General features: G+C 61.6%; 9 protein-coding genes. All 9 read right to left on the reverse strand.

Annotation, left to right across the window (positions count from 1 at the left end):
- The coding region (locus G5358_RS18450) for an acetate uptake transporter (RefSeq protein ID WP_421324660.1) at positions 1-530 on the reverse strand (530 nt) is incomplete at its 3' end.
- Between the two features lie 225 nt (positions 531-755).
- A complete protein-coding gene (locus G5358_RS18455; RefSeq protein ID WP_421324661.1) occupies positions 756-3,758 on the reverse strand; it encodes a DUF748 domain-containing protein in 3,003 nt (1,000 codons plus the stop codon).
- A 52-nt stretch (positions 3,759-3,810) separates the two neighbouring features.
- Positions 3,811-4,572: a substrate-binding periplasmic protein gene (locus G5358_RS18460; RefSeq protein WP_421211266.1), complete on the reverse strand. Its 762-nt coding sequence runs from the start codon at positions 4,570-4,572 to the stop codon at positions 3,811-3,813.
- A 36-nt stretch (positions 4,573-4,608) separates the two neighbouring features.
- Positions 4,609-5,019 carry a MerR family transcriptional regulator gene (locus tag G5358_RS18465; RefSeq protein WP_421324662.1) on the reverse strand — a complete coding sequence of 137 codons (411 nt, stop codon included), beginning with the start codon at positions 5,017-5,019 and terminating at the stop codon, positions 4,609-4,611.
- A gap of 2 nt (positions 5,020-5,021) precedes the next feature.
- Entirely contained in the window at positions 5,022-5,990 is a 969-nt protein-coding gene (locus G5358_RS18470) for a hydroxymethylglutaryl-CoA lyase (RefSeq protein WP_270817177.1), read from the reverse strand.
- A complete protein-coding gene (locus tag G5358_RS18475; RefSeq protein WP_421324663.1) occupies positions 5,987-7,957 on the reverse strand; it encodes an acetyl/propionyl/methylcrotonyl-CoA carboxylase subunit alpha in 1,971 nt (656 codons plus the stop codon). The genes G5358_RS18470 and G5358_RS18475 overlap by 4 nt, the downstream gene beginning before the upstream one ends.
- Positions 7,954-8,790, reverse strand: coding sequence for an enoyl-CoA hydratase-related protein (locus G5358_RS18480; RefSeq protein WP_279490707.1), 837 nt, complete (start codon positions 8,788-8,790; stop codon positions 7,954-7,956). The genes G5358_RS18475 and G5358_RS18480 overlap by 4 nt, the downstream gene beginning before the upstream one ends.
- Before the next feature lie 11 nt (positions 8,791-8,801).
- Positions 8,802-10,403, reverse strand: coding sequence for a carboxyl transferase domain-containing protein (locus G5358_RS18485; protein ID WP_421324664.1), 1,602 nt, complete (start codon positions 10,401-10,403; stop codon positions 8,802-8,804).
- Positions 10,400-10,729: acyl-CoA dehydrogenase family protein (locus G5358_RS18490; RefSeq protein ID WP_421324666.1), on the reverse strand; the 330-nt coding region annotated here is incomplete at its 5' end. The genes G5358_RS18485 and G5358_RS18490, both read right to left, overlap by 4 nt.

The following is a 10,729-nucleotide window of genomic DNA, read 5'->3' on the forward strand; positions in this document are numbered from 1 at the left end:
CCGAACTGCTCGTTGATCACGGTGGCCATGGCCAGGTAGATGGCGCTGGCGCCACAGATGATGCCTTCGAAACCGGCGATGGTGCCGATCAGGGTGCTGCCGGTGAAGTCACGGGCGGCCAGCAGGAAGAACAGCACGGTCAGGGAGGCGAACACGAACTGCTTGGCGCGCGGGTAGTTGATGGTGCCAACCAGCATGAACAGGGTGAACATGCCCCACATCAGCAGATACCAACCCATGTAGGCGTGCGGAGTGGCTTCGGCCAGACCCATGGTCGGCATGATCAGCAGGAACACCAGGCTCAGCCAGAACAGGCCGTAGGAGGTGAACGCGGTCACACCGAAGGTGTTGCCACGCTTGTACTCCATGATGCCAGCAATGATCTGGGCGATGCCGCCGTAGCACAGGCCCATGGCCAGGATCATGGCGCTGATGGGGAAGAAACCTGCGTTATGGATGTTCAGCAGGATGGTGGTCATACCGAAACCCATCAGACCCAGAGGGGCAGGGTTGGCCAATTTTTCGCTCACGTGGCGTTCTCCAAAAATAGAGGTGGGGGTTAACAAAAGACGCGCGATTTTAGGCAGGCTGTGGCGCGCCCGCAAGGGGGCAATGGGGATAAATCGTAAAAAAACTACGTGATTATTTGCATCAGAGGCCAAATGCTCACCAAGGCAGGCTGTTTGGTGAGCAAAAGGTGTCAAAATAGTTGAGGGGTTGTATTTTTATTACGCTTTTTACGAAGTGCGGCGGCGTCACTGATCCAGTGTCAGGATCACTTTGGCTTCCTTGTCCTCTTCCTTGACCTGGCTGTCGAGCACGAACAGCCGCTCCGGGGCGATCCCCTGGCTGTCGACCAGAAACTCCTTGGTATTTTGCGCCCGGCGCATGGCGAGATTGCGCAGGGATTTGGCGGTGATGAGCTGCTGATCACGCAGCAGGATCACCGCCTGGGCTCGCAGTGCCGTGCTCTCTTCATCCAGATGGAGGCGGTCCGCCAGATCTTCCAGATCTTCGCCAAAGCGCTCTTCATAGGCCTGGGCCAGCGCCTCTTGCAGGGCGGGGTCCTGTTCCAGCAGGTCGAGATCCGCCTGATTGCCGGTGAGCTTGGCCAGTACCCGTTCCAGCTTTTGCCGTTGCAGGATGGGGCGCTCCTCGTTGAAGTTGACCTTGCCGCGAATGTTCATGCTGAGCTTGGGTCTATCCTTGAGGGCCTGCGCCAGCTTGACCAGTTTCTCCTGCTGGGTGGGGGTGAGATCGGGATCCCCCGGCAGGAAGGGAAGTTCGTCGAGATCTTCGGTGCCATCGGCCAGCGAGGCGAGCAGGGAGAAGGGGGAGGTGATCGCCTTGCTCAGGGTGTTGCCCAGCACATCCCAGAAGATATTGCCGATGCTGAAGTCCGGTTGATCGAGATCCCCCTTCACCTTGAGGTTCATCTGTATCACCCCGTTGGCATCGCTTAGCAGGGCGATGGCCAGCCCCAGCGGCAGATCCTTGGCCTGATCGCTCTTGATCTTCTCGCCCAGTTGCAGCTTCTTGATGGTGATGTCGTTATCCCCCTCCAGCCGATTGCCCTCCAGCTTGTAGTGCAGTTTCATGGAAAGCTGCCCCTTGTCGATGGCATAACCGGCATAGGTGCCCGAATAGGGGGTAAAGGTGGTGAGTTCCAGATTGTGGAAGGCCACCGCGATGTCGAGGATCGGGTTGGCCACCAGCAAGTTGGTACCGCCGCGAATGGTCACCGGCGCATAGCGATCCACCTTGCCGTTGAAGGCGAGATCGGAGCGTTGCCCCGGAATATTGCTGATATGACGGCTCTGGCCGCCCAGCGAGGCGATATCGGCCACAAAATCCTGACTCAGGCTGCGGTCGGCAAAGCGCAGGTTGCCCTGCTCGGTACGGAGCTGGTCAATGGTGAAACGAAAGTCGGAAGCCTTGCTGCCTGCCGTCGCGTGAGTACTTTTGGTTGCCGCCGGTTGCGGCAACAGCAGCTGTTGCAGGTTGGTGGTGCCATCCTCGTTGATCTCGATGCGGGCGAAGGGCTTGTTCAGGGTAATCTCCTTGATCCGCATCTGCTGGCTGATGCCGTCGTACGTCAGACCGGTGAGAGCCAGGGTGTTGAACTCCAGCAGCCGCTGATTGTCTGCCCGATCGACCACCTTGAGCCCGTTGACGTCGAGCCCCCCTTGCAGGGTCAGCTTGCTGAGACCTCCTTGGGCGGTGGTGGCGAGATCGAGGCGGGTCTTGCTGCTCAGCAGCCCGTTTTGCACCTTGATGCGTACCAGATCGGCCAGATAGGGTTGTGCCAGCGTGAGGGGTAGCCCCTGCTGGTTGATGTCGCCGCTAAGGGTGAAGGGGCTCAGGGTCAGTTGGCCATCAAAGGCGAGGGGGCTGCTCTGGTTGAACTGGGTGGCCAGAGTCAGTTTGCTCGGTTGCTCCCCCTTGCTGCCCAGTGGCCCCAGCGCCAACTTGAGGCCGGAGAGCTGGCGTGCCTGCGGTTTGCCGCTGCTGGATTCGGTGAGGGTGAGATCGCCCTTGTCGATAAGGATCTGCTTGATTTGCCACTGCCAGGGTTTGTCTGCCCCGTGTTTCTTGCCGTTACCGGCTGCTTTTGTTTGTTGTGCCGACTTGGGCGCCGCATTGTTGGCCACCTCGTTTGCGGCGTTGGCCCCTTTGACCGGTTTGGCGGGGGCCTGTTCAATCAGCAAGTCAGCCAGATCCAGTTCCTGCTGTGGGTTGAGGGTGGCCTTGATCAGGGGGTGTTGCAGGGTCACCTTGCCGATCTGGATCGACTGTTTCTGGCCATCGACAGCCAGATCGCTAAGCGCCAGCTGGCCGAAGCGGGCAAACTCGTCGCCCTGGTGTTTTTTAAGCTGCCAGTTGTCCAGCGTCAGCTTGCCTTTGGACAATTGCCACAGCACCCCTTGCTTGCCCTCTTTAAGCTGGTACTCCACCTCTGCATTGGCGTGGCCCTTGGCAAGATCCAGCTTGAGATAGGGTGCCCAGAGCGGGGCGAAGGGGGTCAGCTCGACCTGCTTGAGGCTCACCTTGCCCTGACCCATGCCGCTCATCACATCGAGCTTGCCGTGAGCGGCGAGGCTGCTTTTGCCGTTGATGGCGGCGTTCAGCTGATAGGCGGTCGGATGGTTTGCCTCGGTGCGCAGGTTATCGAGTTTGAGGGCCACTTTTTCCAGATTGAGGGGTGGCAACCAGCCGGGTTCACTCTCCTTGCGCTGATCTTGATAGCGCACATGGCCGTCAGTGACTGCGATGCTGGCAATGTCGACCAGTAGCGGGGCGCTGGCTGTTTCGGGCTTGGGGGAGGGGGCAGGGGAGAGCAGGGTGGCCAGTGCATCGGTCAGATTGAGTCGAACATCCCCCTTTTTGTCTGCCAGCCGTTGCAGCTGTACCACGGGTTTGGTCAGGGTGACGGCGGAAAGCACGACCCCTTTCTGCTGCCAGCTGGCTTGCAGGTTTGGGGTGATAAAGAGCTGTTCAAAACCGATGATGGGCTGCTGCTTGGCATCGAGCAGGGCAGTCGCGCCGAGGGTGAGAGAAGGGTTGCGCAGACCTACGTCAATCTCCCCCAGCGTCAGCTGCAGGCCGTAGTGTTCGGCCAGCCAGCCGGGCAGATAGCGCTGGATCAGACGGGGGGTTTGCCACAGCAGCAGTGTGATCAGGATAAGAAGCAGCAGGAAAGCGTAGGCAAGGTAGCGCAGAAAGCGGGGTTTGTGGGACGCTGGCTCGGTAGTGTTCATTTGGTGCACTCCCATTTGGTTCCCACCATGGTACAGAAAAGCTGGATAGTAATCATGGGGTTGCGTACTGTTGTACGCCGTACTTTGTCCAAAGGCGATCCAGTTCACCCTTTTGTTGCAGGGCTGCCAGCCATTGTTCCAGCTGGGCAGGAGTAATGGGTGCCGCAGGGTGAAGAATGGCGCGGTGTTGATACTGTTGATCCCATTTTTTCGAGATCAGCAGCTGGTTGGCTGTGTCGGGATGGGCCAGCAGATACTGGTTAAGGTAAGAGACGTTGATAATGGCCACCTCACCACGCCCTTTGAGCAGTGCTTGCAGGGCGCTGACATTGTCTTTGACCAGGGTGATATTGAGCTTGCGCTGCAGGTAGATGGGATCGGCATTGAACTGGCCGATGCCGTAGTGGTAGCCGGTCACCCCGATAAGGTGGTGCCGAGAGGGGTCATCGAAAAAGCGCTGATCCCGGCCCTCTTTGCTCAGGGCCACATAGACTTCGCCACCACCGAGAAAAGGCGCAGTCATCTTGAGTTTCTCCGTTTGCCAGCCCCAGTTGCTGTCTTCAAACAGCATCAACGAAAAGCGACCCATATCAAGCGCTTTGTAGCGGTTGGCAGCCGAGGTGGGGACAAAGACGAAGGTCACCTCTTTTTGCACCGCGTTGAGCTGCTCGATAAGATCCAGTGTCAGCCCTTCATAGTGCGCATCTGAGAGTTTGACCACGAAGGGCGCATAGGGATAGCCACCAACCTTGACGAGGGAATGGCACCAACCGGGCAGGCTGAGGAACAACAATAACCAGCACCAATATTTCATGAGATCACCAAGGTAATGACATGATCCCAGATTCGGTTAATCTGTGTCGGTTTTCAAGCTGTTAAGGGAATTAACACAGCGTTGTTCGGCGGCTTCCAGCTCGGCCATCACCATCTGGATATCCTCCAGTTGTTGGCGCAGCACGCCGCGTTTTGTCTCGATCAGCTGGATCATGGAGTGGAGCTGGGTTTTGCTCGATTTGTCGGTGTCGTACATATCGAACAGCTCGCGGATCTCGGCCAGGCTAAACCCCAGCCGTTTGCCGCGCAGGGTCAACTTGAGCCGGATCTTGTCCCGATGGCTGTAGATGCGGGTTTGCCCCTCCCGCAGCGGGGTGAGCAGCCCCTCATCCTCGTAGTAGCGGATGGTGCGCGGCGTGACATCGAATTCGTGGGCCAGCTCCGAAATGCTGTAGGTGATCTCCTTGCCGGGCAGGGAACGGGACATGATCATGACTCCTGTTGCTGGGCGTGTGGCTGGCAGAGGCGGGCACGCAGCCGCTCGGCATTGGCGTGCAGGGCCTGACCGACCCGCGAGCCGTTGGGGCGAGCGAGCTGCTCGCTCACCCACTGGCCGGTGGCCGCCAGTGTGTCGAGATCAACCCCGGTCGTCATGCCAAGGCCGTGCAGCAGGTAGACCACCTCTTCTGACGCCACATTGCCGGAGGCGCCCGGCGCATAGGGACAGCCGCCAAGCCCCGCCACCGAGCAGTCGATGGTGCGAATGCCGCGCTCCAGCGCGGGTAGCAGGTTGGCCAACCCCTGGCCGTAGGTGTCGTGAAAATGGACCGCGAGTCGCCCCGCCGGGATCTCGTGCAGCACCGCATCCAGCATGGGCGCCACGGTGCCCGGAGTGCCGACGCCGATGGTGTCCCCCAGCGAAATTTCGTGGCAACCGAGATCCAGCAGTTGCTCGGCCATGGCGGCGACTCGTTTCGGGCGGGTCGGGCCATCGAACGGGCAGGCGATGACGGTGGAGAGGTAGCCGCGCACCTTGATGCCGAGGCGGCGAGCTTCCTGCACCAGCGGGGCGAAGCGCACCAGCGACTCCTCCACGCTGATGCCGATATTGGCCCGGGTAAAGCCATCGGAGCAGGCGGTGAAGAGGCCTATCTCATCGGCTCGGGCGGCAATGGCTGCCTGCAAGCCTTGCAGATTGGGCACCAGAGCGCCGTAACGGGTTGAGCCCTTGCGCGGCAGTGCCTCGAACAGCGCTGCGGAGTCCGCCATCTGCGGCACTTTTTTGGCAGAGACAAAGGCACCCACCTCGATGCGTTGCAGGCCGCTGTCGGTAAGGCGCTGGATCAGCTCCAGCCGCTGTACCAGGGAGAGGGGCGCAGCTTCATTTTGCAGGCCATCTCGCGGCCCCATCTCCACCAAACTGACCCTGTCGTCACGGACGTCCTGTGATCGGTTCATGGGTGTTCCTCCTGTGAAGCAGTCTCTTCGGCAAAGCGCACCAGCACGGTTCCCTGGCTTACCTGCTCGCCCTGTTTGCACTGCAGGGTTTCAATTACCCCATCCCGCTCTGCACGCAACTGGTGTTCCATCTTCATCGCCTCCAGCACCAGCAGGGGTTGCCCCTTGCTGACTGTTTGCCCCTGCTCGATCAGCACGGCTACCACTATGCCATGCATGGGCGCGATGGCGCCCTGCGCCTTCTCGTTTGCCTGCTCATGGTGGTGGCTGTGCTGCTGATCATCAGCAGTGAAACGGATGCGCTGGCCCCCTAGGATCATGATGAAGGTTGCCTCCGAGCCTGCGACCGTCTGAATGGGGATCTGCTGCCAGCAGCCACCCTGTTGTAGCCGGATATGATCGTCACCTCTCTGGTAGCAACGGCTCTCCCCTTGCCACTCAAACTGGCCGCCATGATCGTTAAGGGTCAATACCCGGTGCTCATCACCAATGCGCACCGCCGCTGTCCAGCAGCGATCCGGCCCCAGCCGAAATCCGCAGGCTTGCTGCCAGGGGGAGGTGCCCGCAGGGCGGCTCGCCAGCCAGAGGGCGGCCAGCGGCCAGGCGAGCTCAGGAATGGGCCGTGCTGTGGTGGGAATGGGCCACTGGGTATGGTGGCCCATGGCCAGGACGTCGGGCTCTTCACACAGGCGCAGCAGCAGCGGGCCGTTGTGCACCAGCGGCCCGAGATCCAGTGCCGCCAGCGCATCGGCCAGTTGAGCGAACGCCTCGGCGCGACTCTGGCCGTGGGCGATCAGCTTGGCGATCATGGGATCGTAATAGGGGCTGACCTCATCGCCAGCGGTGACGCCGGTGTCGATGCGCACGCCAACGGGCCAGTGGAGCCAGTGGATGGGCCCGCTGGCAGGCAGAAAACCGGCTGCTACATCCTCAGCGTAGAGGCGCGCCTCCACTGCATGGCCGCGCAGCACCACTTCCTCTTGGGTAAGTGGCAGCGGCTTGCCTTCGGCCACGGCCAGTTGCCAGGCCACCAGATCCTGCCCGGTTACCGCTTCGGTGACCGGATGCTCTACCTGCAGCCGGGTGTTCATCTCCATAAAGAAGAACTCATCCTTGCAGAGCAGGAACTCGATGGTGCCAGCCCCCTGATAATTGATGGCTTTGGCTGCGGCCACGGCTGCCTCCCCCATGGCGCGGCGCAGAGCCGGAGGGATGTCGGGGGCGGGAGCCTCTTCGATCACCTTCTGATGGCGTCGCTGCAAGGAGCAATCCCTGTCCCCCAGATAGATGGCGTTGCCGAGGCTATCGGCAAAGACCTGTACTTCCACATGGCGAGCCTGGGGCAGATAGTGCTCCAGCAGCACCAGATCGTCACCAAAGGCGGCCTTGGCTTCCCGTTTGACTGCCGCCAGCGACTCGTCAAAGTCGGCCAGCTGATCGACCCTACGCATCCCCTTGCCACCGCCGCCACTGGCCGCCTTGATAAGTAGCGGGAAGTCAATCTGGCTCGCCTGATCGCGCAAAAAGTCCGGCCGCTGATCCGTGCCGTGATAGCCGGGCAGCACAGGTACGCCGGCAGCCTGCATCAGCGCCTTGGCGCCCGATTTGTCGCCCATGGCGAGAATGGCGGCGCCGCTTGGGCCGACAAAGCGCAGGCCGCGCTGTTCGCAGGCGGTGGCAAAATCGCTGTTTTCCGACAGAAAGCCGTAACCGGGATGGATGGCATCGGCACGCGCCTCTTTGGCAATCTTCAGCACCTTGCTGGTGTCCAGATAGCTCTCTCTGGCCGGTGCGGGCCCCAAATGCCAGGCCTCATCGGCCAGACGGGTGTGCATAGCTTGGGCGTCGGCATCTGAGTAGATCGCGATGGTGTGAATGCCGAGGCGTTTCGCCGTCTTGATGATGCGCACGGCGATTTCGCCGCGATTGGCAATCAGCAGGCGCTTAATTTGAGTGTGATGGGTCATGTCTCATCCTTGAAACGGGGACGCCAGGCGGGAGGGCGTTTGTCGAAGAAGGCCTGCATCCCCTCCTGGGCTTCGAGCCCCACCCGAACCCGGGCGATGGTCTCGACGGTTCTCTCTTCATGAAGGCGGGAGGGATGGGCCTCTATCGCCGCCAGCAGCCGTTTGGTCTCTTTCATCGCCTCCGGCCCGTTGCGGCACAGACGAAGGGCCTGCGCCCGCCCCTCCACCAGCAGTTGATCCGGCTTGCAGAGTTGATGTGCCACATTGAGCCGACAGGCGGTGATGGCATCGAACGGCTCGGCACTGAGCATGTAGCGGCGCGCCTGACGCATTCCCATGGTGCGCACCACGTAGGGGCTGATCACCGCAGGCACCAGACCCAGGCTCACCTCTGAGAGGCAGAAGCGCGCATCATCGCTGGCCAGCACCAGATCGCAGGCGCAGATGAGGCCGAGCGCCCCGCCATATGCGGCCCCCTGCACCAGAGCTACCGTGGGGAAGGGGAGCTCGTCGAGGGTCTGCATCAGCCGGGCCAGTACCCGGGCGTCTTCGCGATTGTGCTCGAAATCGGCGTGGGCCAGATTACGCATCCAATTGAGGTCGGCGCCTGCGCAAAAGTGTTTTCCCTCGGCACGTAGCAGCAGGGCGTGAGGACGTTCGGCAAGATCATGACCATGGAGATGGGCCAGGTCATCGAGGCAGTCGAGCAGCCCCAGCATCAGGTCGGCATCAAAGGCGTTGTGACGGGCCGGGCGCGACAGCACCAGCTCGGCCAGCGGGCCATGCCGCTCCAGCCGAAATGGGGTCTGGGAGGAAGTAAGTGGATCTGACATGGGTTTGCTCCTTACATCCGGAAGATGCCGTACTGCTCGGGTTCAATGCGGGCACCCTGACAGGCGGCGAGCGCCAGTGCCAGCACGGTGCGGCTCTGGGCCGGGTCGATGACGCCATCATCCCAGAGGCGGGCGCTGGCGTAGTAGGGGTGACCCTGGCGCTCATACTGTTCGATCACGGGCGCGCGGATGGCGGCCGCTTCCTGTTCGCTCAAGTCTTTGCCCTCGGTAGCCAGCTTGTCCCGACGCACCTGCACCAGCACCCCGGCAGCTTGCTCGCCCCCCATGACAGAGATACGGCTGTTGGGCCAGCTAAAGAGAAAATCGGGTTCATAAGCGCGGCCACACATGCCGTAGTTGCCGGCACCAAAGCTGCCGCCGACGATCAGGGTGATCTTGGGCACCCGGCTGCAGGCCACGGCGGTGACCAGCTTGGCGCCGTGCTTGGCGATCCCCTCTTTTTCCGCGCTACTCCCCACCATAAAGCCGGTGATGTTCTGCAAAAAGAGCAGCGGGATGGCACGCCGGTTACAGAGTTGGATAAAGTGGGCCCCCTTCTGGGCACTGTCGCTGTGCAGCACGCCGTTGTTGGCGAGGATCCCCACTTCCATGCCGCAAATACGGGCAAAGCCGGTCACCAGTGTGGTGCCGAACAGCGCCTTGAATTCGTCAAAATCAGAGCCATCCACCAGTCGTGCAATCAGTTCGCGGGCGTCGTAAGGGCGTTTGAGACTGGTGCCCACCAGACCGTAGAGTTCCTCGATCGGGTAGCTGGGGGGCTCGTAGCCGGGGCTGCTCTCTACCGACTCGCTACCCAGATGAGTCACCAGCGTGCGGGCGATGGCCAGCGCGTGGGCATCGTCACGGGCCATATGATCAGCAACGCCGGAGTGGGCGCAGTGTACTTCGGCGCCGCCCAGGGCCTCGGCGCTGATCTCCTCGCCGGTGGCGGCCTTGACCAGCGGCGGACCCGCCAGAAAGATGGTGGCTTGCTCCCTGACCATGATGGATTCGTCCGCCATGGCGGGCACATAGGCGCCGCCTGCGGTGCAGAGCCCCATCACCACCGCCAGCTGGGGGATGTTCTGGGCCGACATGCGGGCCTGGTTGTAGAAGATGCGGCCAAAGTGATCCCGGTCGGGGAACACCTCGTCCTGCATCGGCAAGAAGGCGCCGCCGGAATCTACCAGATAGAGGCAGGGGAGGCGCAGCCGCTCGGCGATGGCCTGGGCGCGCAGGTGCTTTTTCACCGTGAGCGGGTAGTAGGTGCCGCCTTTCACAGTGGCATCGTTCACCACCAGCATGCAGAGCCTGCCCGAGACCCGGCCGATGCCGGTGATGATACCGGCGGCGGGCACCGGCTCGTCATAGACCTGCCAGCCAGCCAGCGCCGACAGTTCGAGAAACGGGGAGCCCGGGTCCAGCAGCTGATTGATGCGCTCGCGGGGCAGCAGCTTGCCACGGGCCTGATGGCGGGCGTTGTTGGCCGCGCCGCCCCCTTGCGCGATCTCGGCAATGCGGATATGGAGATCGTCGACCAGCCCCTGCATGGCGGTCCGATTAGCCGCATATTCCGGGCTCGCCGTGTCAAGGTGGGAGTGGATACGACTCATGCATTTTCTCCCATCAGCTCGCGGCCGATGAGCCAGCGGCGGATCTCCGAGGTACCGGCGCCGATCTCGTAGATTTTGGCGTCCCGCAGTAGGCGGCCAGTGGGGTATTCGTTGATGTAACCGTTGCCGCCGAGCAGCTGGATAGCGTCGAGGGCCATCTGGGTGGCGTTTTCGGCGGCAAACAGGATGGCTGCGGCGCAATCTTTACGGCTGGTGCGACCCTGATCGCAGGCGCTCGCCACCGAGTAGACCAGCGCCCGGCTGCTGGCGAGGCGGGTATACATGTCGGCGAGCTTGCCCTGCACCAGCTGGAACTCGCCGATGGC

The sequence above is a fragment of the Aeromonas sp. 604176 genome, from assembly GCF_049170755.1.
GTDB lineage: Bacteria > Pseudomonadota > Gammaproteobacteria > Enterobacterales > Aeromonadaceae > Aeromonas > Aeromonas veronii_A.